Raw genomic sequence first — 22,443 nt, 5'->3', positions numbered from 1 at the left:
GCCAGGCCCCGATGGATCGCGTCGATGGAGCGATTCTGCGGCGCACCTGCCAGGTGCACCCGTCAAAATGTCTCAGGCAATCGACTGCCATCGGAGATATCGGTACGCTCTGTCGCACCCGCACGGCAGACATCACCAAAGGTGCCATGCGCTGCGGATTCGTCGCTGGGGAGAGCGCCTTGATCGTGGTGTTTGTTGTCGAAAAGCGTCCCGTCACGCAAGGCTGCGGCTTTATCGCGGACTTCTGCTTGATCTGCCGCACCGCCCGGGCATTCGAGGTCCAGCGCGTCGGCCTGGCGTGGTCGATGTTTGGTCTGCGTCTTGGCGCGGCGACCTACACGCATGAACATCAGGTGTGCCAACGCTGCCGGCAAGCACTCCCGCACGATCCAGCGTGGTTCACCCAACGCGCGTCAGCGCCAGAGACCGTCGACAGATTGATCGACATCACGCAGCCGGCGCTCGCCGTACGCCATGCGCGCCGGCTGAAGATCGAAGAGCAGATTCGCGACTCGGCCGCGTCGCTGGATCCAGCGATACGCGCCGACCTGTTGCACGCCCCTTTCGTACTGCTGTCCCCGCAGCTTGATCAGCGCTTTGCGACCACCCAACTCGATTGGCGGCAACTGGCGGCACTGGTGTTTGGCCTGCCATGCGTGCTGCTGCTCCTGCTGCCCATCGAGTTCCTGCTCGAACGCGTCGGCGTCCCCATTGCACAGACTGGCCCGTGGATCGCGTTTGCCGCGTTCACTGCCTATGTGGGGCTGGTGCTGTGGGTATCTCGACGGGCACGCAAACAGTTTTTTGAACGCAAGATTCTTCCGGCGTTCGCACTTGCCGTTGCCGGGCTTTCCCCAAGCCGCGAAGAACTGACCCTCGCACTGGCAGACCATCGCAGCGGCCCGCTGCGTCATTGGCGTCGCCTCACGCCTGCCTGGCTGGATACGATTGCCCGGCTGCTTGCACCCGCCAGGTGGCCTGGGCAAATTCAGGCGTCGTCGGCCGACGAGGATGCGCGCTGGCGGCGGCCGGCGTGATGGCGCGCTGTTGCCCGACCTGATTGCGACAGCTGCGGGTGGAGCAACAGCGCGGCTGGCGATTCGATGCGTGTCGCGGTGAGCTTGCCCCTGCGTTCGAATGGCGCTGCGACTTAAAGTGGCAAAGAATACGTCGCGAACAGTCGGCAGGTGGGTGTGGACGGCGCGGAGGAACCGGCGCGTACGCGTGGACCATGCCGCACCGAGCACCACCCGCGCCTGCCTGGCGGTGAGTACAGTTTTTGCTAGCCGCTCTTGGCAAGACCACCGTTGGCCCGCAACGCACTGACACCGTCGTGACCGTCAGCGCTGCAGGCATCTGCTAAGCGCGTCACCAAGACGCGCCTGGCGCCTCATCTTGCAGTCTCTGAAACCGCTACTGGAGACGACGCATCCGGTTTTTCTCAAGGGGAGCTGCTGGCCTCGGCCTCGTTCGCAATACCGTCGAGCATTGCCACCTGCTCTGCGGACAGGCTCAGCTCGGAAGCCGCGAAGTTCTCCCACAGATGAGGCACGGAGGAGGTGCCGGCGATCACCAGGATGTTCGGCGAGCGTTGCAGCAGCCAGGCAAGCGCCACCTGCTTGGGGCTTGCGCCGACCTGCTTGGCCACGGCCGACAGTCGGTCGGACTGCAGCGGTGAAAAACCGCCCAGCGGAAAAAACGGAACGTAGGCGATGCCTTGTTGCGCAAGCGAATCGATCAAGGCGTCATCGTCACGCTTGACCAGGTTGTAGTGGTTCTGCACACACACGATCTTGGCCAGCGACTGCGCCTGTGCGATTTGCCCTGCAGTGACGTTGCTCAGACCGATATGCCGAACCAGGCCCTCACGTTGCAGCTCGGCCAGGCACGCAACCGGCTCGGCGATGGAGCGCTCGTCGGTCTGCGTCGGTGCGCCCAGCCGCAAGTTGACGACATCCAGCGCCTCCAGGCCGAGACTGGCGAGGTTGTCGTGCACCTGCCGCTTCAGGCTTTCGGGCGAGAGATCGATGTTCCAGGAGGCATCGCTTCCCCGGCTGATGCCGATTTTGGTGACGATCACCAATTCGTCGCTGTAAGGATGCAGCGCCTCGCGGATCAGTGCGTTGGCGATATGCGGCCCGTAGAACGCGGCCGTATCGATGTGATTGGCACCTGACGCAATGGCCTGGCGTAAGACCGACAGGGCTGCAGCCTTGTCGCGCGGCGGCCCCCATACGTGCGGGCCAGGCAGTTGCATGGTTCCGTACCCCACCCGCTTCAGGCTGAGGGGTGTGCCGGGCAGGGTGAAGCTGCCACCAAGACGCGTTGTGCTGTGCATGGGATGTCCTTGGATTGCGTGAGCGGAATGGCTGTGCCGGATCTCCCCGGGAGCGGGGCTACAACGCGCTGCGAAACCGAGCCACTGCGGCGCGCTGACTGCGGCGATGAAAGACCTCGGCTGCGAGGTGCATGGCCAATCTACGGGCGCCGCGCCTGTGCGACAATCGGGTACAAACTGGACAGCCTGTACGGAATTTCGAACAATGAGCAGCCGCCTGGCAGAGATGGAGGCCTTTGTGCGCGTAGCGCGGGCGGGCGGTTTTCGCCAGGCCGCCAAGAGCGCGGGCGGCAGCGCCTCCAACTTCAGCGATGCGATCAAGCGCCTGGAATCCTGGCTCGGCGTGCGGCTGTTCAACCGCACCACGCGCAGTGTCGTGCTGACCGACGCGGGCAAGGCATTGCTGGCGCGGGTCGAGCCTGCCTTGATCGAACTCGATGGCGCCAACGACGTGATGAGCGCGTTCCGCAACACGCCAACGGGAACGCTTCGGCTCAACGTGCCGATCAGTGCCGCCAACCTGGTGATGCCGCGGATCATTCCACCGTTCATGGCGGCGCATCCGGATATCAGCGTGGAGATCCTGACCGAAGAAAGTTTTGTCGACGTCGTCGCCGCCGGATGCGATGCGGGCATTCGCTACGGCGAGCGACTGCAGCAAGACATGGTTGCCATCCCGATCGGCCCACGTGTGCAGCGCAGCGCCACCGCCGCAGCGCCCGGCTATCTGACGCGACGCGGCCGGCCGACGCATCCCCGCGCGCTGGTCGACCACGACTGCATCCGTGCCCGCTTCCCAAGCGGTGCGATCGCCGATTGGGAGTTCGAGCGCAACGGTGAAGTGATCACCATTGTGCCGCGCGGGCAATTGCTGGTGGAAATCGGCGGAGGGATCGAGCTTGCCATTCAATCGGCGATCGCAGGCAGCGGGATCATCTATCTGTTCGAGCAATGGCTACAGCCGCATCTGGATTCGGGCGCGCTCGAACCGGTACTCCGCCCGTGGTGGCAGCCGTTTCAAGGACCGCACCTGTATTACCCCAATCGCACTCTCACCCCGCCGCCGCTCAGGGCGTTCATCGAGTTCGTCAAGCAGCTGCCGGACTGAGCGTGCGCGAGGCGCGGGCGAACTAGTCGCCAAACAGGCGGCGTTTCGTAGGAGCGTGCCTGAGCGCGACGGGGCGTTACCGGGATGGCTCGGTCGCGCTCAGGCACGCTCCTACCGCTGCTGGATCGGGTTACCGCTCGCGCGCCGGCTGCCGCCGCGCCGATTTCAACCGCGCCAACTGCGCTTCGTACGCACGTGCGAATTCGTCGCCGAACAGACGGCGGAAGCAGTCGTCCGGGTCGCCGCGCAGTTGCTCGAAGTTGTCGCGATAGCGCTCCCAATAGCGGCCCTTGCCGCCGAAGCTCAGGCGCTTGCCGCCGGCGTCGACTTCCTGTTCCAGTCGGTCGGGGCTGAAGTGGAACAGCATCGCGTCGAAGGCGGCGCGCATGCCGGCCAGCATCGCCATCTGGTGACAGCGGATGTCGTCGAAAGCGTCCTCGAATGCAGGCACACCGGACAAGAACGAAGCGCTTGGCGGAGCCAGCAATTTCTGCAACGCGTCCTCGGCGGTGGCGGCGAACTTGAGCGGGTTGTTCTCCGAGCGCTGGATCACCGTCACCGGCAAACGGAAGGTGTTCTTGATCTCGGCGCGTGCGCGAAGCACATCCATGACGCCATCGACGACGATGGTGAAGATGCGATCCAGCTCCGCTGGCACTGCCAGCGTGGAGACGGGCGCACTGGCGGATGCCTGCGGCGCGGGCGCTGCAACGGGTGACGCAGGCGTGGGCGCGGGCACCGCCGACGATGGCGGTGCAAAGTCGCCCATCGTCATGTCCCAGTTTTCCGGCAACGTGGCGCGCGTGTCGCCATTGCTCGGCGGGCGGAAGTGATCGTGGCTGGCGTTGCTGTGATTCCATGCGCTGGGCACCACGCTTGGCGGTGGGGCCGGCAATGGGTCGAGCAGACGTAATGGATCGAGCTCGCGTGGCGTGCTGCCGAGCAGCAGGCCGTCCAGCGGGTCGTCGGTGACAGCATGCGCCGCAAGCGGGGCACCGAAGTCCAGCAGGTCGAACGCGTGCGCGTTGGCAGGCGCGGCGGTGCGCATCGGCGATGGCGGCGGCGCGACCTGCGTACGGTCGTCCATGGCGTCCAGCAACGGATCGAACGCAGGTGCCAGATCGGGCGCGGCGGTCTGTGAGTGCACCTGTACCTGGATCTCGAAGCTATCTAGTTGCAGGCGGTCGCCATCGCTCAGCGCGCATGGGTCGGCACGCGTCAACCCCACGCCATTGAGCGACATGCCATTGGTGCTGCGGTCTTCGATGAAATACATGCCATTGAGAAAACGCACCACCGCATGCGTGCGCGAGATGCCCGGCGCCGCCAGCACCCAATCGCTTTCATCGGAGCGGCCAATGCTGCCGCCGCTGCCGGCAAAACGCTTCTGCGCGCTGGCCCCGAATTGCGCGGCCTGCGCGCCGCCGACGGTGAGGATCAACTGCGAACTGGACACGACACAGGCTCCTGCAAATGATGATCGATATCAGGGAAAAACGTGGTGCGGTTGATGGAACGTCGCGAGCGGCCACGCAGTGATTGTTTAGCCATCCTCAGCGTCACCCAGGTGGTCCTGAGCGGGGTTGGTCGAGGGCGCGGTGCCCTCACCGCTCGCCGGACACGCTCTGGATCCATCCATGCAGGCTCGGTGGCGGCATCCATGCCGTCACACGGTCCCGCAAGCGGTGAGGACACCGCGCCAGGGAGTAGGTCGGCCGCGTTAAGAAGATCTACGCACACCGACCGTCTCGACTGCTCATTGCCCGCCCCCCGTCGCAGGACCTTACGCGGCACGGATACCGCGTAAGAGCCTGCGAGGACATACGTGCGGCATGTCCTGCGATGGTGGGCGGGCAAGGGCTCTGCAGCGGCGGCGCAGATCATCCGCTCTGCCACCGGCGCAGTCATCGCCCTACACACAATCGACATCTCAAGATGTTCAAGTGGCTGGAAAACCTTGCGAACAATGAATAGGTAGAGGTGGCCGGCGTATTCAAGGACGGCATGTCTGCCTGGCACACGCCGCAATGACCAACGGGCGATGTCATGGCGCGCGCGCACTGGTCAGCAACTCCAGCGCATGTGCGGCATACCCGTTGCGGCGCGCCTGTAGCTGCGCCGGCTCACGTGCCGCAAGCAAGGTGATTGCGGCGGCCACCGCGCGTGCGGTCAGGTGCTCGGGCGGTGGCACCGGCGTGGCCTGCTGCGGTGGCGCCAGGCTGCCGCCGGACCAGGCCACGGCCGCCGCAAGCCAGGCACCCAACGAGACGTAGCCGCCTGCATGCGCAAACGCCTGCGCGGCGCGCCGATGCGCTTCGCTGGGGTCGCGTACCCACTTCTCGGCCAGCGCGGCGCCGACACGGTCTTCCTCGTCCAGCGTTTCGCCGCGCGCGCATTGGCACAGCCAGGCCACCGCGTAGCGCTTGGGTAACAGGCGCGCGAGCAGCTTGATCGCATCCTCGCCATACCCCTGCGCCAGTAACGCACGCACCGCGGCCTGCGGCGCCATCGGCGCACCCAGCTGCGCACGTGCAGGTGCGGACAGCTGCATGTCCGCACACGCCTGCGCCAGCGAGAGATCGGGCGCGCTCATCCGATCATGATCAGGCCGCCGGCAACCTGCACCAGCGCGTCGGCCTTGATGTTGACCAGCGGGCCTTTGACGGTGGCCGACGCGCCGGCTTCGGCGCTGAGCATGCCGCCGGACGACAGTTTGAGCGTGCCGTCGCCCACCACCTCGGTGGCCGGCGAGGTGGCCTGCAGCTGCGCATCGGCAATCAACTTGATCGCCATCGAGGTGGTCTTGGCTTCGGACGTCGCATCGATCAGGATCTTGATGCCGCTGAGCACGATGTCGCCGTTGCGCTTCATCACCAGGCGCGAACTGCCGGTGACCAGTTCGATCTCTTCGCCGGCCTTGAGCAACAGTTTCTTGCCCACGTCCACGCTGTCGTTGTTGTCGATACGTGCGCTGCGATCGTGGTTGACCGTGAGCACCTGGTCGTTGGTCACCGTGGCGGTGTGGTCGTTCTCCACTTCTTCGCGCAGATCGCGTTGCGCGCGTAGATAGACTTCTTCTTTGCCGGCCTTGTCGTCGAAACGCAGCTCGTTGAAATCCGCGCTGCCGCCGAGCAGGCTGCGGCTACGCATGCCGCTCTGGGTCTTGTTTTCCGGCAAGGCGAACGGCACGGCGTGATCGGCGTTGTAGACGCTGCCAACGATCAGCGGGCGGTCCGGGTCGCCTTCCAGAAAGCTCACCACCACTTCCTGCCCCACCCGCGGCAGGCTCATCGCGCCCCAGCCCTTGCCTGCCCACATCGAGGCCACGCGCACCCAGCAGGACGGCGCCGCGTGCGGGCGTGCAGCGTTGGCCCAATGGAAGGTCACCTGCACACGGCCATGCGCATCCACCACGATGTCTTCGTCGGTCTCGCCGGTCACCACGGCCGTCTGCAGACCGGCGATGCTGGGCGTGGGCGTGCGCCGCAGGCTACGGAAGGGCAGCCGGCTTTCCATCACCTGCACGGTGCTGGAAAACGGCGCCTCATCGCCGTGCTCCGGTGCGGCCAGCGTGGTGTGTGCCGACAGCACCAGATATTCCTGGTTGAGCGGAGCGCACGGATGCTCGCGCAAGGTGAACAGCGCACCGACCATCAGCCCGCAGGCATTGGTGGTGGCGTGGTGGCTGGCGCGTTGCACGTTGACCGCCTCGTTGCGCACTTGCGCGTAGCGGCTGGCATCGGCTTGCAACGCATGCGGGCCTGGATAATCGAAGACGTCCAACCCGTCGGCCCCGTGTAAATCGTCGCCACTGGCGGCGACCTGTGCCGCCAGGGAGGCGCGTGGTTGCTGCGGGTCGTAGTCGGCGAGTGCGTGACGTGTGGAATGCAGCGCACGGGCGCTGCGCCACTGGCTCACCACCGAGCGCAGGATACGCCGGTGCTGCATGTCCGGTGGTACGTACGGCAAGGTGTCCACCCCGTTGCGCACCGCATGCGCGCCAAGCGCATCGCACAGCACCAGCGTGTGCGCGTTGCGCGCATGCGTGAAGTAGTAATAGATGCCTTCCTGCTCCAGCAGCCGGCTGATAAAGCTGAAGTCATCTTCGCGGTATTGCACGCAATACACCCGCTTGGGGTATTGCGCGCTGAGACGCTGCTGGATGTCGCTATAGCCGCTCTCGCCCAGCACGCTGCTGACGATCTCCGGCACGCTCATGTCCTGATAGATGCGGCAATCGCGGCGTTGTGTGAGCAACCACGGCCGCGGAACCACGTGCAGCTCGAGCACGGTGTAGGGGAGCGCATCGATCACGGTGGAGCCGGCCTGCGTGCACGTGGCCACCATGCCGTGGTACCAGCGTTGCTCGCCGTTGTCGTCGGCCAGCTGGACGGCGACCGGTGTGGCCAGCAGCGCGCGCAGGTTGGGCTGCGCGTCCGTGCACAACGCTTCGATGCGGAACTCGAACAGCTGCCCCAATGCTTCGCTGGCCTGCATGCGGTGCAGCAGCAGGCGCTCGCCAAGATCGGAGTGCAGCGTGATGGTGCGCGGCATCGAAGCATCCACAGGTGAGTGAGCAACGCACAACGCGCTGACCGGCAGCCCCGCAGTACCGGCCTGCAAAGACCACCGCGGGCCGGCAACGGACCACTGCTGCCAGGGTCATGCTCACACGCGTGCAGCCGGCAAAGCCGACATTTCGTCTCAGGTCTGTGCAGCTGTGCGTGCGGTCACGACCCAGCCATGCACCGGCTGGCCACGCTCGCTGCGCAGCACATCCAACGCGATGGCAATCGGCTGCAGACCTGCGCTATGCAGCGCAGCCAGCACATGCGCATGGCTATGCCGATAGCGGCCGCTGGCATCGAGTTCCACCGCATCGGCGTCGCTCTCCAGCGCCTCGACGGTAAAGCCCAGCACCCCGCCCGGCCGCAGCGCAGCGGCTGCAGCGCCGAGCACCGGTTGCAGCGCACCGAAGTACACCAGCGTGTCTGCCGATGCGATGACATCCCAATGCGCATGCCGGCTCTTCAGGTAGGCGGTGAGTTCGGCAACGGCCAGTACGTCGTAACCGCCGCGCTGCCGCGCCTTGGCGACCATGCCCGGTGACAGATCCACCCCGACCAGTTGCTGCGCATATGGACGTAGCAGCGGTGCGCACAGCCCGGTGCCGCAGCCGGCATCCAACATGGTGAGCGCAGCCTGCGGCGCAGGCAGACACGCAGCCAGCGCCTCGGTCAGCCGCTGCGGCGCGCGGTACTCCAGGTTATGCAGCAGTTGCTCGTCGAAGCTGTCAGCAAAGCCGTCGAACAGCTCGCGCACATAGGTGTCGCCCGCACGTGGCGGCGGTGCAGCGCCACCGCAGGCCGCCAGCATGTGCGCGGCCACGGCATTGCCCGGGTCGCGCGCCAGCCATGCACGGTAGACCGCCTGCGCCTGGGTATGTTCGCCGAGCAGGTACAGCCCGGTGCCCAGCGCTTCGCGGGCGTGCAAATGCTCCGGTGCCAGGCTGCAAGCCTGTTGCAGGCACTCCACCGATTGCTGCAGGTGCTCGGCGGCTTGCGCGTTGTTGCGTAGAAACAAGCCGAGCAGGTAGTGCGCATGCGCCGATTCGGGATAGATATGCAGCAACGCGGCGTAGGTCAGAAAGGCTTCCTCGAGGCGGCGCTGCGCTTCAAGCACGGCGGCCAGATTGGCCAGCGCATCGGCATGCGCAGGTTCCAGTGCAAGCGCACGCCGATAGCACTGCTCGGCCTCGCTCAGCCGGCCGCATTCGCGATGCACATTACCCAGGTTGTTGCAGGCATCTGGTTGCGCAGGCGCCAGTTGCAGTGCCTGGCTGATGGCCTCCACCGCTGCTGCGCTGTTGCCTTGCTGATGCAGCAATACGCCCTGGTAATGCAATGCCTGCGCATGGCCGGGCTGCACCTCCAGCAGCTGGGCATACGCAAGCGCGGCTTGGTCGAGCTTGCCGGCGCGATGCGCCTGCATCGCGGTCTGCAGCACGGTATCCAGATCGGCGTGCATCTCGGCGGTCGCGTGACGGGCAGGCTGCATGTGACATCTCCTAGGAGGATTGGACGCAGGGGCTGCGTCAAATGACGGCGGAACGGAACGGTGGCGCGCAATCTCTGGCGATGCATCTGCGCATGGGTATCTGCAATCGCTGCGCGTGACTGCTTCTAGCGGCGTTTGAACCACTCTCACGCTGTGCATTGGCCGCTGCATTACAGCCACTCAGCTGCATGCGCGCGCAACGGGCAGTGCAATGGCAGTGCTGAGTACGCATCGAAGATCACTGAGGTGTCGCATGCAATGACCTCGCGTGACGCCCATGCAAACCACCGCCGCGCACATCCCCCGGCCACGTCATCAGCCGATCAACACCGTAAAACAGCCCAAGGCGATCACCCCGCCATGCGCAGTGCTGTCGCCCAGGCGGGCGGCTGGTTGGCCGCTGATGATCACGGTGGGCGCGCCCATCACGATGCTGTCCGGCGGGCCGACGCACACCGCCGAATCGCCGATGCGCGCGGCCGGCAGGCCACCAATCAATACCGTCGGTGCGCCGGGCCCGATGATCGGCCCACCCACATGCGGCACCACACCGGTGACCATCGGGCAGACATGCAGATCGGTCAGGCGTGCGGCAGGTTGCACGGGTGCGCTCCGGCGCTGGCAGTGCGGGCACTATCGCGCCGCGTGGCGCGGCTTACCCGACGATTCGTCTCAGCGCCGCGCCACCGACGTTGTCGTCTCCACGCTGGAGGCGGCCGGCTCCGCCAACGCCAGGGTCTGCCGCGCCGCACGTAGCGGCTCTTCGGCATCGCCAAAGATGCCGGTAAGCACCTGCACCGCCTGCTGGGCATGCGCGCGCGCGGCGGCGGCCTGGCCGAGCACGCGCTCGGCTTCTGACATACCGCGCAGAATCTCGGCCGTCTGCGGATGCGCGCGGCCCAGCACGCGCAGGCTGGTGGCCAATGCGGCACGCTGCTCGGCCAGCGAGGCTGCCGCCTGCCCGGCGTCCAGCAGCCAGAACGCATGATTGCTGCGCATGCTGATGGTGGCGGGCGCATCGTCTCCAAACACGGCGCGCGTGCGCTCCAGCGCCCCCCGATAATGCGGGCCGGCTTCGGCCACCTTGCCCTGCTGGCGCAGCGCGCCGGCCAGATTGCCTTCCACCATCAAGGTATCCATGGCGTTATCCCCGTAGAGCCTGCGATTGATCTGCAGCAGCGGCGCAAGTTCGGCCTCGGCGCCGGCAAAATCGCGTTGCATCAACAGATACACCGACAGGCTGTTGCGCATCGACAGCACCAGCGGATGCTCGGCCCCATGCAGGGCGCTGCGCTCGCGCAGCAGGCTGCGTTGCAAGGCGATCGCCGGGAGCAGTTGCCCGCTATCGGCCAGCAGCGCGGCATAAACATTGCCGGCATCGATGCGTTGATCTGCGCTGCTCGCAGGATTGGCCAGCGCCGCCACATAAGCGCGCCGGCTCTCGGTCATGGCCTCGGCCATGCGGCCCTGATCGCGCAGCGTCCAGCCCAGCCAGGCGCGCATTTCATTGCCAATGGCTTGCTGTTGCAAATCGCCACGCTCGGCCTGCGCAATGCCCTGACGCAGCACCTGCACCGCTTCGTCACGCTTGCCTGCACCGCGCAGCGCCTGGCCCAGCATGGAAGCCGTCTTCAACGCCGGCCTGCTGCCCGCGCCCATGCTCTGTTGCGCCAGTGCGTGGGCGGTGCGCAGATGCAGCACCGCCTGCGGAAAATCCGCCAGCGCGATCAAGGTGCCGCCCAGCGTCTTTTCCACATCGGTGCGCGCATCGGGCTGGCTGGCCAGTTCGCGCGCGGCGCGCTGCGAGGCTTGCTCCAGCACACGCAGCATCAGCGTCTTGTCCAGATCCTTGGCAATCGCCGGGTCCACGCTGGACAGTACCGAGGCCATGAAATCGCCAGTGACGCGCGCACGTTGCGCGTCGCGCGCGGCCTGCTGCAGCGACCACAGCGTGGCGCCCAGGCCGGTCACCACCGCCATCGCCACTAATCCACCGGCCAGCACGCCACTGCGATGGCGCTGGGTGAACTTGCGCAACCGCAATAACCGGCCAGCGCGTAGCGCGCGCGGCGGGTAGCCATCGAGCCAGCGATGCAGATCGTCCAGCAGCGCCGACACCGAGGCGTAGCGCTCCACCGGCTCCGGCGACAACGCGCGCAGCACGATCGCATCCAGGCCATCGCGCAGTTGCTGCTGCAGACGCGTATGGGTGGTCGCACGCGCCGCGCAGATGCGCGCACGCGCATCGGGCGGCACCGCTGCCACGCGCTGCGATGGCGGCTGCGGCAACCCGTCACGCCCGGCCACTGGCACCAGCCCGCAGCTGAGTTCGTAGAACATCGCCCCCAATGCGTAGATGTCGCTGCGCGCGTCCACCTCCTGCGCGCCGCGCGCCTGCTCCGGGCTCATGTAGCCGGGAGTGCCGCGCCCATGCGCCGAGGTCACGCCCGGGTTGGCGGCATCGATGGCGATGCCAAAGTCGATCACTCCCGGCATCGGCCGCCCATCGATCTCGCTGACCAGCACGTTGCTGGGCTTGAGGTCGCGATGGATCACGCCTTTCTGATGCGCGTGTTGCACCGCCTCGCTCACCCGCAACATCAGCAACACGCGCGCATGCAACGACAACCGATGCGCATCGCACCACCAGGTGATCGGCTCGCCGCGCAGGTACTCCATCACCAGGTAGGGGCGGTCGTGCGCATCGGTGCCCACATCGTGAATCTGCGCGATCGCCGGGTGCACCATCTGCGCGAGCAACCGGCATTCGAACTCGAACAATGCACGGCCCTGCACATCCAGCGCGTCGGCGGCCACCAGCTTGATCGCCACCTCGCGCTCGTAGGCACCGTCGGCGCGATGGCCCAGATACACCTGGCCCATGCCGCCGGCACCGATCAGGCGGTCGATCGCCCACGCACCAAAGCGCGTGCCGGCCGGCAGCTCCGGCAACGGCGCGCGCAATGCGGCGGCGGCCTGTTTCAGTGGCCCACGCACGCGCAGCGTGGCCTGCGATTCCACTGCAAGCATCGCCAGCAATTCATCGCGCAACACCGCATCGTCGCTTGCCTGGGCATGCGCAAAGGCCTCGCGCTCGCGCACCGGCAACTGACAGGCCTGATGGAACAGCGCCTCCAGCCGCTGCCAGGCAGTGGCCGCCACGCTCACAGCTGCGCCGCCAACCACACCCGCGCAAACCGCAGATCGCGCTCCAGCGTGGGCACCGACACCTCCAGCTGCTCGGCCGCTTCGGCCACGCTCAAGCCCACCAGCTCGGTCAACGCAAACGCCTTGGCCTTGCGCTCATCCACCCGCGCCAGCTTGTCGAAGGCATCGGCCACCACCATCAACGCTTCCGGTCGCGCTGCGCCGTCGGACAAGCTGATCGTCAGCGTCACCGCCTGCCCAAGCCGTTTGGCGCTGGCCTGCTGCCGCGCCAGATCCACCAACAGATGGCGCATCTGCAGCGCCGCCACCGCATAGAAATGCGCGCGCGAACGAAACCCTTGCTGGCCCTGCTCCAGCCGCATCCACGCCTCGTGCACCAGCTCGGTTGCCTGAAGCCCGCCGCGTGCATCGCGGCGCAACTCGCGCAGTGCGGTGCTGCGCAACACCTCGTAGACCTGCCGCGCCAAGGCGTCGCCCGCCCCGGGCGCGTCGTGCTGCCAGGCCTGCAACAACTCGGTGATCGGCAGCTCGGACATCGGGGCCCATCTCGCCTGCGTGGGAGCGCAGTATCCCGCATTGGCGGCTGGGTGGGCGGCTGAATACGTAACGATTTAGACGGCTCACAACGCCGTCCGGACAGGCATCAGGTGAGCGTGGACGGCGCGCAGGAACCGTAGTGTCCGAGTTGGGCCGGCCGAGGTCGAACATCGGCTGCGCCTGCCAGGCGGCTACCCACTCGTTTGGTTAGCCGCGCTTGGATGCCCGGCCCAGGTTGCAACGGGCTGGCTGTATCGAGCTGGCTGGCTTCCCCGACCGTGCGTCTGCGCGGCGATCAGTTGGCAGGCTGCCAGGTTGGGCCCTGGCAGATGAAGGCCACACATCCCTCCACCTTCAACGAGCCATCGGCATCGCGTTTGACCTTGGCGTTATAGCGCTTGCCCGACTCAGGGTTGTAGATCTTGCCTTTCCACAGATCCCCCGCATCCACCAGCTCGCTCAGAATCACTGTTCCTTCCATCGGGTTGTGGCGCTTTGACGGATCCGGATTGAACACATCGATCTTTGCGCTACCCGGCTTGACACGCAGCACCTTGACGATGGTGCCGCACAGCGATGTACCGCACGGCTGGATGTCGACCAGTGCCTGTTGGTTATCGGTGAACCACTTCCCGGTGATTGGTTCGGCGGCGAATGCGGTTGCGCTCAATGCAACCAATGCGAGGAGGAGACAGCGTGCGGCAGAGATTGGCGGGTGCACGATTCGTTCAACCTTCAACAAGACGGGAAAACCAAAGCGGCTTGCCGCAGTGGCCGATGACCGGCGATTGATTCATGAAAGAATCAGAGCCGGCTAATCCGATCTTATTGGCGCAATCTTGGGACATGGTTAGCCACGACTTGGTCGACAAGGCACCATCTTCATCCTCAGCGTCTTCTGCGCTACATAATCTCCTGTCCCTCCCCACTGACGGGAGAAGGACTGGAGAACTACTAATCATGGCCAATCTTGGGCCACATCAGCGCAACGCACTCTGCTCAGCAACCGGCTAACTCAAGTTCAATGTCGAGCCTTCTGCACAGGCACGAAACTGCTGCGCGCCGCCGCCGACAGCCGTGTAAACGATGGCAAAGTTCTTTTTGACATTGGGATCGGGATCCCCGCCGAACGTTGCGTTGCTCACCGTGATCGCGGTACCACCGTTGTTGATCAGCCATTGGCATGTGGCAGTGACGTCGTACCCGTTGTTACCGGTGCCGTACAGTGCACGCACGACTGTAAAGCTGGGTTTACCCGGCACTGGAACGGGCGTCGTGGCAGTAGGCGGATTGGGAACCAGATCGATCTGCCCATTTTCCGCGCAACCGAGCGCGATGGGATTGCCGTTGTTCAACGCGGGATTCTTATACAGAAGCGCAAAGCTCTTGACCGTACCCGGGTCGGGGTCCGTTCCGAAGAAGGCATTGCTTGCGGTGATATCGTCGTTGCCTGTGTCGACGACGTTCTGGCACACCTGGGTGACATCGACTCCTGCCTTGCTGGTGCCGTACACAGCGGAAAGGATCGTGATAGCCATGATAATTACCCTCTTGGGGGCTGGGAAGGCCGCCCCGAGTCGCCTCTCGCCATGGATGACCGATCAACCGGCACCCTGGCACAACGTTGGACGCAGCGTGCGTGACACCTTGTTATTCAGCGCAACATTTCCTGACGTATCTGATTTCCAATATCCTTCCGAAGCAGTTGGCCAGCGCCATGCCGAAGCTCTGATGCCGGAAACTCAACGCCACCGTCTTATCCATGCCTACAGCGTCAGGGACATTGATTGATGCTTCCAGAGTCACGATAAAACGTGACCGGAGAGCATCGACAGAAACTTGATCTAGCAACAGGGCTCATGCTGTCCTCAAGCACCGGTAGGGCTCAAGCCAACCTTAGCGAGCGGTAGAACACACACCCGACACAACGTCTCAATCATCGCGACGCCGTCTGACTGCGCTGACCCACGCGCAGCAACACAGCCCATCTCATGCTCAGCGCTTGGCCGCCTCGCATAGCTTGCGATTGAACCAGGTGGACTTGGCGATCGGCAGGTAGGCGTCCCAGTCGCTGGGCGGAAGCATCGTGCTGTTCTGATCCAGCTCCGCCTGGAACGAGGCCTCGTCGTGGCTACGACCCGCCATGGTCTGGTCCAGCGCCGCCAGGCACTCCTGCGGGCGGTTCAGGCGCAGCAGGGTGAGGGCCCTGTCGTTGGCGAAACGGTCGCGATCGAGCCAGGTGAGAAACTCGCCGCACTCGCCTGCGAATGCCTGCATGCCGGCGAGCGCTTCGGCATAGCGCTTGCCGCGATAGTCCCGCAGGTACGCCTCACGTCGTCGGCTGCTGGCAGCGGACGTGCAACCGGCCGGCAACTGCAGATAGTCGCCTTCAAAATGGGCACGCATGCCGCAGTAGTCGCGGCAGCTGTCCTGGGTCAGTGCGGCGATGGTGAAGCCGCCCGCCACAGGTTCGAACGATAGCTTGCAGGGCGCATCGACAACATCGCTCACTTCCGCCTTGTCGCCGTGCAGGGTGCCCGATAGCGTGCAGCTGTGGCCGTTGGCGCCCATGGTGAGAATTTCGAACTGGCGCGCCCCACCCTTGTCGCTGACCTGTAGGCTGCCCCAGCCTTGCTTGGTGCTGTATTCGCCCGGCGTCGGACCGGCCGCCACCGCACCGAAGGCTGCCAGCCACACCAGTATCCCGCTCCATCCATATTGCCGTGCCATCGCCGCGTCCTGTGTTCGACCAGAGTGGCAAGTGTGCGACATCGCGGCGACGCCAGGCCAGTCAGGTGTAGACCATCAACCCCAGCAGATCGAGCGCTCCATGCGCCAGGATCGCCGGCCACAGCCGCCCGCGTCGGGCCACCCGCCAACCAGGATCAGCCCGATCACCAATATGCTGATGGAGCCTATCGGGCCCTGGTAGAGGTGATACGACGTGCGGATCGCCACGCTCACATTCACCGCGAACGCCCGGCCATGGCGCGGCTCCAGGGCGCGGATGACGTAACCGCATACGAACACTTCCTCGAAGATCGGATTGATCAGCGAGATCGCCAGCACAGCCGTGATCGACAGTTGTCCGGCGACCATCGCGCCGAATGAACTCCCGGCTCCACCCATGGGCCCGTTCAATTGCGTCAGCGGATAGGTGGCCACCAGGCAACCCACCAGCAAGCTAAGCCCCATCACCACCTCGCGCAGCTGCCACTGCAGCCCCAGCGACTGCAGCGTCCAGCCGCGGAACCGCAGCACCGGCAGCAAGATCGCCAGCAACAGCAGTTCATAGAGCACCATGCCCCACAGACTCGCGTCGGAAAAGACAGGCTCGACGGCATCCCGCGCCAGCGCCGAAACACTGGACCAGATCGACAGCCCGAACGCGCCTTTCACCACGATCAACAACTCGCCCCACCTGAAAGAGGCACCCTCACGTCCCTACATCGATCCTCCCTGGATTGCTTTAATTGCCCACGCCCGAGTTAGAGAGACCGTTTAACGACAGGTCTGTACGACCGCCCGCTCGACGGCCTGCATGAAATCGGAATCGCGACGCATCGTGGCGTCGACGCGGGCGCTATCGCGCACATGGGTGGCGCGCGTACACGCCTCCGGGCTGGGCTGGCGCTCGTAACTGATCAGGCGTAAACCCAGGTTCGATTCCTGGGCCGTGGCAGATGCCGTTTGTGCACCTGCCTGCGCCGCCGACGTTGCCATCGGAGCCGTCGCGGCTTGCTTGGTCCAACGCTTCTGCTCGGCGCCGTTGGCGCACGGCGTGGACTGGTAAACAGTCCCCAGCTTTGCATCGCTGCACTTGTAGGCAGACTGCGCCGCCGCCGGCAACGCCAACAGATAGATCACCACCGCAAGACTTCTTTTCATTTGCCCCTCCCCGGAACGGCATAGCTTACCGATAGCAGGGAATGAGGCTTCATTCCTCGGAGTCGTACATGTTGGCTATTCAATCGCCAGCATGGGTAAAGCGTACCTGGCAGCTTTACCGACCGGCCTGGATAGTCGCAACGCCTGTGCGTTACCAATGGCAGCGCGAAGCGGAAGCAGAGTGCTTGCCGACCAATGTCGCATGCACCCTTTGTTGCGCCAAATACAGCTCCATCCGGCGATGGAAGCGCAAACGAACTGCATTTACCGCCGACGCGCAAGCACAATGGCCGTCGACGCATATTTTTGCGGGCGTTAGAACAGCTCATCGACGCCGCAAGTCGCCGCAGTCGACCGATAAGTGAACCTACATCGTTATCCACTCATTTCCAAAGCATGGCGTCACCCACCAACCTGCCCAGCAATCGCATTGATTCTTTCAATAATTAACTTAATTAATCCGACAATTAAATCCGCCATGAGTGATAGGTAAAGACACCATTTTTCACTTCAAAAATCCACGCTCTCTGGTTTTCGTCAAATACAGGATGTGCAAAAGGACCTACGCCCATGTAGCCATTGACACCTAGTCCCTGTCGCCAATCGTCCACGCCCCCACCAAAATATAGAATCGGTAAATTCAGCTGAAATCCGGCCGAAGCCATCATTGCATTGAACTGGACAACATCAAACTGCGCACCTGACGCATACATTGAAAAGTGAGCACCCCGCAATCTATCGCCGTCAGCTATTTGTAACGCACCGAGGCAAGAATCCACTGTCGAGAAAGCGATTATTCTTGAAGCAGCATACTCCCATTCACGAATAATAGGAATTCGATGCGGGTCGGTTTCATTCGCGTTTCGTAGCCCTCCTCCCGCACAGCGCTCCACTACATTATCCGCAGGATTAGCCGAATTTCGTATTGCCCGCGACACTTCGTATTCATAATCAGAAGCTGGCATTCATCACCTCGAAAAACTTCAGCAGAGTTCCCATCTATCTTATGAAATTTAAATTCAGGAATGCATCGCACAAAACACCTGGGCAAGGCATGCAAATTAATCGACTCCAAATAATGTAGTTTAGCTCAAATCTGGGGCCTCCCAGTTCACCACTTTATCTGTGTGATAGTGGGAGTACAGCCCTTCCACGGTATCCAGCGTCGACTTGCAGTCGAAACAGCACGGCTTAGAGACCCCCATGTGCACGCCCTTTGCCGAGTAATTACTAGCTTTTATCTCTTCCAAAATTTGCATCTCGGCATGCATACCACCTTGACCACGCTCGACAATGGCATATGTAAAATCAAACCCAAGCTCCTGCGCCAGCGCCTCCATATGCCAGTCATCGAGTCGGCGACTGTTTGCCGCGACCAGCCATTCGTCATTAATGACCGCCACTGCAACACAATCCATTTGAATTAATCCTTGGGAGACTTTTGTCTGCGAAGTTCGTCCAGAGTAGCTAATTGCCAGCAGAAAACTTGCAGCCTTATCCAGATCACTTATCTCCGATCGTCTGAGCGTATGGTAACCCTTATCTTTTCGGTTAACTTGCTTGCGCAATGATTTTGGCATCTTTCAACTCCTTCGCAATAGTACCTTCCATGCAACAAGGAAATAGTCCACTTGCTTGACTAGCAATACTTAGGTCGAATAAAACCAGATTTACCCCCGAAGTAAAACTGGCCTCGTTATTCGTGAACACATCATCCAGCTACCAGCACAGAAGAGCCAGGCTTTCGACAGAAGCAGTTGATATCTGTTTGCGGCAACGGCCTTTCAACTAGCCCTATTGCAATAAGATATTTAAAGTCAGATTGGAATCCATTTTGTTTCAACACGAGCGCCAAGATCGCAGCGTCAAAGCAGGTTATAGGCCTTGAGCGTCGACTGCGCCTGACAACTTCCCTTGTTCTCAAGCCAAGCCTTGAATACGGGATCGCGCTTCGGGTACAACCATAAATCGGACTGATCTTCAGCACTGAAAAAGGTCCCGTCGGAATGGCGCCGGAGATTTTGTTGAGTACCCGCTAGAGTGCAAGCTATGTCGGCTACTATGTACTCGTCGGCGCCCGATTCGGTAATGAGGGCCGGACTAGAGTAGTGCGCGCTCAGGAAAATTGCACGATTCGCCGAATCGAAAACGATGCGCATTCCACCACCGATCACATTATATTCGACATAGCGATAAGAGTTGACGGCGTCAACCGGGTAGCGCAGCTCTAAGTTCTGATGAAAAGGCGTGTCGGGGCGTACGCCACCACTTGTAATAGCGTTTTGCAGGAAGTTGGCTACATTGCTGTAATTTTGTTGCCGCAGCACGCTTAGGTCGATCACATCGTAGTCAATACCTGAGATGCGTCTCGTCTCATTGACGATATTGATGACCTGACGATGTACGTGGTCCTTCTTCTCGCGCTCGGTCTTGTAATCCTGCTCATAAGCACTTCTGAGCGTTAGGTCCGATGCCTTTTTCAGATCTTTTACTGGCATGTCCGCTTCCTTCAGAATAATATTGGGGTGAATTTAAGGAGAGGAGCCGACGTCAACCAAAATGGCAGGAAAATTCATTTTTCTTGACATCTACTTTGACCAGTGATGCAAGCTTGCCTTCAAGGCTTCGGTTGAGGAGCTCACGACTAATCTTCGGCAACATGGAATTAGTCAAAATCGCATCAATCATCCGCCCACCCGATTCGCTCTCGGTGCACCGGCTTACCACCAGCTCCACCACTGAGTCGTCGTAGTCGAACGGAATCTTGTAACGCTCCTCGATCCGCTTCTTGATGCGGTTCAACTGCAGCCGCACGATCTGGCCGAGCATGTCGTTGCTCAGCGGGTAATACGGAATCGCGACCAAGCGCCCGAGCAATGCCGGCGGAAACACCTTCAGCAACGGCTCGCGGATGGCCTTGGCCATGCCCTCCGGATCCGGCATCAACTCCGGGTCTTTGCACAGGCTGGCGATGAGGTCGGTGCCGGCGTTGCTGGTGAGGATGATCAAGGTGTTGCGGAAGTCGATACGGCGGCCTTCGCCGTCTTCCATCCAGCCCTTGTCGAAGACCTGGAAGAACAGTTCGTGTACGTCGGGGTGCGCTTTTTCCACTTCGTCCAGCAACACCACCGAGTAGGGTTTGCGGCGCACTGCTTCGGTGAGCACGCCCCCTTCGCCATAGCCCACATAGCCCGGCGGTGCGCCCTTGAGCGAGGAGACGGTGTGCGCTTCTTGGTACTCGCTCATGTTGATGGTGATCAGATTTTGCTCGCCGCCGTACAGCGTCTCTGCCAGGGCGAGTGCGGTTTCGGTCTTGCCGACGCCGGAGGTGCCGGCCAGCAGGAACACGCCGATCGGTTTGTCCGGGTTGTCCAGGCCGGCGCGGCTGGTCTGGATACGCTTGGCGATCATCTCCATGGCGTGGTCCTGGCCGATCACGCGCTTGGCCAGCAGTTCGGGCAGGCGCAGTACGGTGTCGATCTCGTTGCGCGCCATGCGCCCGACCGGGATCCCGGTCCAGTCGGCGACCACGGCGGCGACGGCTTGATAATCGACGGTGGGCAGGATCAGTGGCGATTCGCCTTGCATTGCGACTAGTTCGGCCTGCACCAGTTGCAGGCGTGCTAGCAGCGTGTCGCGATCCACTTGCACCGGTGCGTCGAGCACGGCGGTATCGCCGGAGGCGTCCTGCTCTGCCTCGGCTTCCAACACACTGCCGGTGCCTTCGACCGGGGCGTTGCCGCTGCGTAGTTGTGCGCGTAGCGACAACAGTTCATTGACCAGTGTTTTCTCGGACACCCAGCGCTGTTCCAGGTCATGCAAACGGCGACGCTCGCCATCGAGCAAGCCGGCACATGCGGCCGCGCGCTCATCCACCACGATGCCGATGGCGCGCTCGCGTTCGATGATGGCGTGTTCGGTGTCCAGCGATTCGATGCGGCGGCGGCTGTCGTCCACTTCCGCCGGCGTGGCGTGCAGGCTCACTGCAACGCGGGCGCAAGCGGTATCGAGTAGGCTCACCGATTTATCCGGCAGCTGCCGCGCCGGGATATAGCGGTGGCTGAGCTTGACCGCCGCTTCCAGCGCCTCGTCGAGGATCTGCACGCTGTGGTGCTGCTCCATCATCGAAGCGACGCCGCGCATCATGCGCACCGCCTTGGCTTCGTCCGGCTCGTCCACCTGCACGGCCTGGAAACGCCGGCTCAGTGCAGGATCTTTTTCGATGTACTTCTTGTACTCGGCGAATGTGGTTGCGCCCACAGTGCGCAAGGTGCCGCGCGCCAGTGCCGGCTTGAGCAGGTTGGCGGCATCGCCGGTGCCAGCCGCGCCACCGGCGCCGACCAAGGTGTGGGTTTCATCCACGAACAGGATGATCGGCTTGGGGCTGGCCTGCACTTCGTCGATGACCGCGCGCAGGCGCTGCTCGAACTCGCCCTTCATGCTTGCGCCGGCCTGCAACAGACCGACGTCCAGCGTGCGCAGTTGCACGTCTTTCAATGCGGGCGGCACGTCGCCGCGGGCGATGCGCTGCGCGAAGCCTTCCACAACGGCGGTCTTGCCCACGCCAGCCTCGCCGACCAGGATGGGGTTGTTTTGGCGGCGACGCATCAGGATGTCCACCACCTGGCGAATCTCGTCGTCGCGGCCGATGATCGGGTCCAGCTTGCCCTCGCGCGCTTGCGCGGTGAGATCGGTGGTGAATTTCTTCAGCGCTTCCTGCTTGCCCATCGCGGCCGGGGCGATGGCACCGCTGGCTTCGCCCGGCGCCGCACTTTGACCGAGCGAAAACCCATCGCTGGGCAGCAGTCCATCTTCCGGCGAGCCGGCCACGATCTGCGCGAAGTGCTCATTGAGCACAGCGGGCTTGAGCTTTTCGAATTCCTTGGAGATCGCCAGCAGCGCGTTGCGTAGACCGCGCACGCTCAGGATGCCGACGACCAGGTAGCCGGTGCGCACCTGCGCCTCGCCGAAGCTCAGCGAGGCATACACCCAACCACGCTCCACGGCTTCTTCGACATTGGCCGATAGATCGGTGACGGCGGTGGAGCCGCGCGGCAGGCCGTCCAGCGCGGCGGTGACATCGCGCGCCAGCGTGGAAGGATTGAGTTGGAAGTGCTTGATGATGCGGTGCAGGTCCGAGTCCTGCAGCTGCAGCAGCTGATGCAACCAGTGCACCAACTCCACATACGGGTTACCGCGCAGCTTGCAGAACACCGTGGCACTTTCGATGCCGCGATAGGCGAGTGGATTGAGCTTGCCGAACAGGGCACTGCGGGAGATCTCGGCCATGATGCGTCCTTCAAAGTCGTTACGTTGCGTGTAAGCGTGTGTGTGAGCGGCAGTGGTA

The 22,443-nt window shown here is 63.1% G+C and carries 20 protein-coding genes and 2 other RNA genes; 3 read left to right on the top strand and 19 right to left on the bottom strand.

Translation table 11 applies throughout. From position 1 onward, the window contains the following. Nucleotides 1–11 precede the first annotated feature (11 nt). Nucleotides 12–1,037 (top strand): hypothetical protein, encoded by a 1,026-nt coding sequence (locus RQH86_RS17575; protein ID WP_311239909.1) that lies wholly within the window; start codon nucleotides 12–14, stop codon nucleotides 1,035–1,037. Nucleotides 1,038–1,157: 120 nt separating this feature from the next. Here RQH86_RS17575 and RQH86_RS17570 read toward each other — a convergent pair. Both RQH86_RS17570 and RQH86_RS17565 read right to left on the bottom strand, forming a co-directional pair. Beyond that, nucleotides 1,158–1,233: non-coding RNA, sX9 sRNA (locus RQH86_RS17570), on the bottom strand. Nucleotides 1,234–1,441: 208 nt separating this feature from the next. After that, entirely contained in the window at nucleotides 1,442–2,338 is an 897-nt protein-coding gene (locus tag RQH86_RS17565; protein ID WP_311239910.1) for an aldo/keto reductase family oxidoreductase, read from the bottom strand. Between the two features lie 226 nt (nucleotides 2,339–2,564). On the opposite strand from RQH86_RS17565, the gene RQH86_RS17560 reads away from it, so the two are divergent. Beyond that, entirely contained in the window at nucleotides 2,565–3,446 is an 882-nt protein-coding gene (locus RQH86_RS17560; protein ID WP_311239925.1) for a LysR family transcriptional regulator, read from the top strand. 130 nt (nucleotides 3,447–3,576) lie between these two features. On the opposite strand, the gene tagH is transcribed toward RQH86_RS17560, so the two are convergent. The 10 genes from tagH to RQH86_RS17510 form a co-directional block, all read right to left on the bottom strand. Beyond that, the gene (gene tagH / locus RQH86_RS17555; protein ID WP_311239911.1) at nucleotides 3,577–4,902 is read right to left on the bottom strand and encodes a type VI secretion system-associated FHA domain protein TagH; all 1,326 of its coding nucleotides are present in this window, start codon (nucleotides 4,900–4,902) and stop codon (nucleotides 3,577–3,579) included. A gap of 588 nt (nucleotides 4,903–5,490) precedes the next feature. Then, nucleotides 5,491–6,039 carry a hypothetical protein gene (locus RQH86_RS17550; RefSeq protein ID WP_115563340.1) on the bottom strand — a complete coding sequence of 183 codons (549 nt, stop codon included), beginning with the start codon at nucleotides 6,037–6,039 and terminating at the stop codon, nucleotides 5,491–5,493. Continuing rightward, nucleotides 6,036–8,000: a type VI secretion system tip protein TssI/VgrG gene (gene tssI / locus RQH86_RS17545; RefSeq protein ID WP_311239912.1), complete on the bottom strand. Its 1,965-nt coding sequence runs from the start codon at nucleotides 7,998–8,000 to the stop codon at nucleotides 6,036–6,038. The genes RQH86_RS17550 and tssI overlap by 4 nt, the downstream gene beginning before the upstream one ends. Nucleotides 8,001–8,150: 150 nt before the next feature. Further along, entirely contained in the window at nucleotides 8,151–9,503 is a 1,353-nt protein-coding gene (locus RQH86_RS17540) for a tetratricopeptide repeat protein (protein ID WP_311239913.1), read from the bottom strand. A 315-nt stretch (nucleotides 9,504–9,818) separates the two neighbouring features. After that, nucleotides 9,819–10,064, bottom strand: a complete 246-nt coding sequence (locus RQH86_RS17535) for a PAAR domain-containing protein (protein WP_236699248.1) — start codon at nucleotides 10,062–10,064, stop codon at nucleotides 9,819–9,821. Nucleotides 10,065–10,175: 111 nt separating this feature from the next. Beyond that, the gene (locus RQH86_RS17530) at nucleotides 10,176–12,689 is read right to left on the bottom strand and encodes a serine/threonine-protein kinase (protein WP_311239914.1); all 2,514 of its coding nucleotides are present in this window, start codon (nucleotides 12,687–12,689) and stop codon (nucleotides 10,176–10,178) included. After that, the gene (gene ecfK, locus RQH86_RS17525) at nucleotides 12,668–13,207 is read right to left on the bottom strand and encodes an ECF-type sigma factor EcfK (protein ID WP_311239915.1); all 540 of its coding nucleotides are present in this window, start codon (nucleotides 13,205–13,207) and stop codon (nucleotides 12,668–12,670) included. The genes RQH86_RS17530 and ecfK overlap by 22 nt, the downstream gene beginning before the upstream one ends. Nucleotides 13,208–13,288: 81 nt before the next feature. After that, nucleotides 13,289–13,364: non-coding RNA, sX9 sRNA (locus RQH86_RS17520), on the bottom strand. Nucleotides 13,365–13,503: 139 nt separating this feature from the next. Continuing rightward, nucleotides 13,504–13,878, bottom strand: a complete 375-nt coding sequence (locus tag RQH86_RS17515; RefSeq protein WP_311239916.1) for a DUF2147 domain-containing protein — start codon at nucleotides 13,876–13,878, stop codon at nucleotides 13,504–13,506. 340 nt (nucleotides 13,879–14,218) lie between these two features. Then, complete coding sequence (locus RQH86_RS17510) at nucleotides 14,219–14,746, bottom strand: hypothetical protein (RefSeq protein ID WP_311239917.1); 528 nt, start codon at nucleotides 14,744–14,746, stop codon at nucleotides 14,219–14,221. A gap of 97 nt (nucleotides 14,747–14,843) precedes the next feature. Here RQH86_RS17510 and RQH86_RS17505 point away from each other — a divergent pair, with 97 nt between their 5' ends. After that, nucleotides 14,844–14,999 carry a hypothetical protein gene (locus tag RQH86_RS17505; RefSeq protein ID WP_311239918.1) on the top strand — a complete coding sequence of 52 codons (156 nt, stop codon included), beginning with the start codon at nucleotides 14,844–14,846 and terminating at the stop codon, nucleotides 14,997–14,999. Nucleotides 15,000–15,203: 204 nt separating this feature from the next. On the opposite strand, the gene RQH86_RS17500 is transcribed toward RQH86_RS17505, so the two are convergent. From RQH86_RS17500 to tssH, 7 genes are all read right to left on the bottom strand, one after another. Beyond that, nucleotides 15,204–15,938 carry a hypothetical protein gene (locus RQH86_RS17500; RefSeq protein ID WP_311239919.1) on the bottom strand — a complete coding sequence of 245 codons (735 nt, stop codon included), beginning with the start codon at nucleotides 15,936–15,938 and terminating at the stop codon, nucleotides 15,204–15,206. A gap of 75 nt (nucleotides 15,939–16,013) precedes the next feature. Then, entirely contained in the window at nucleotides 16,014–16,610 is a 597-nt protein-coding gene (locus RQH86_RS17495) for a CPBP family intramembrane glutamic endopeptidase (RefSeq protein WP_311239926.1), read from the bottom strand. Between the two features lie 99 nt (nucleotides 16,611–16,709). Next, the gene (locus tag RQH86_RS17490; RefSeq protein ID WP_311239920.1) at nucleotides 16,710–17,096 is read right to left on the bottom strand and encodes a DUF4124 domain-containing protein; all 387 of its coding nucleotides are present in this window, start codon (nucleotides 17,094–17,096) and stop codon (nucleotides 16,710–16,712) included. Between the two features lie 467 nt (nucleotides 17,097–17,563). Continuing rightward, entirely contained in the window at nucleotides 17,564–18,061 is a 498-nt protein-coding gene (locus tag RQH86_RS17485; protein WP_311239921.1) for a hypothetical protein, read from the bottom strand. Between the two features lie 120 nt (nucleotides 18,062–18,181). Then, nucleotides 18,182–18,676 (bottom strand): hypothetical protein, encoded by a 495-nt coding sequence (locus RQH86_RS17480; RefSeq protein WP_311239922.1) that lies wholly within the window; start codon nucleotides 18,674–18,676, stop codon nucleotides 18,182–18,184. A 285-nt stretch (nucleotides 18,677–18,961) separates the two neighbouring features. After that, nucleotides 18,962–19,594, bottom strand: coding sequence for a hypothetical protein (locus RQH86_RS17475; protein WP_311239923.1), 633 nt, complete (start codon nucleotides 19,592–19,594; stop codon nucleotides 18,962–18,964). 52 nt (nucleotides 19,595–19,646) lie between these two features. Then, nucleotides 19,647–22,385 carry a type VI secretion system ATPase TssH gene (tssH, locus tag RQH86_RS17470; protein ID WP_311260644.1) on the bottom strand — a complete coding sequence of 913 codons (2,739 nt, stop codon included), beginning with the start codon at nucleotides 22,383–22,385 and terminating at the stop codon, nucleotides 19,647–19,649. Nucleotides 22,386–22,443 lie beyond the last annotated feature (58 nt).

It is taken from the genome of Xanthomonas sp. WCS2018Noco2-27, from assembly GCF_031843525.1.
GTDB lineage: Bacteria > Pseudomonadota > Gammaproteobacteria > Xanthomonadales > Xanthomonadaceae > Xanthomonas.
Note: the sequence above shows the minus strand (reverse complement) of the source record. Positions and strands in the feature narration are given on the sequence as shown.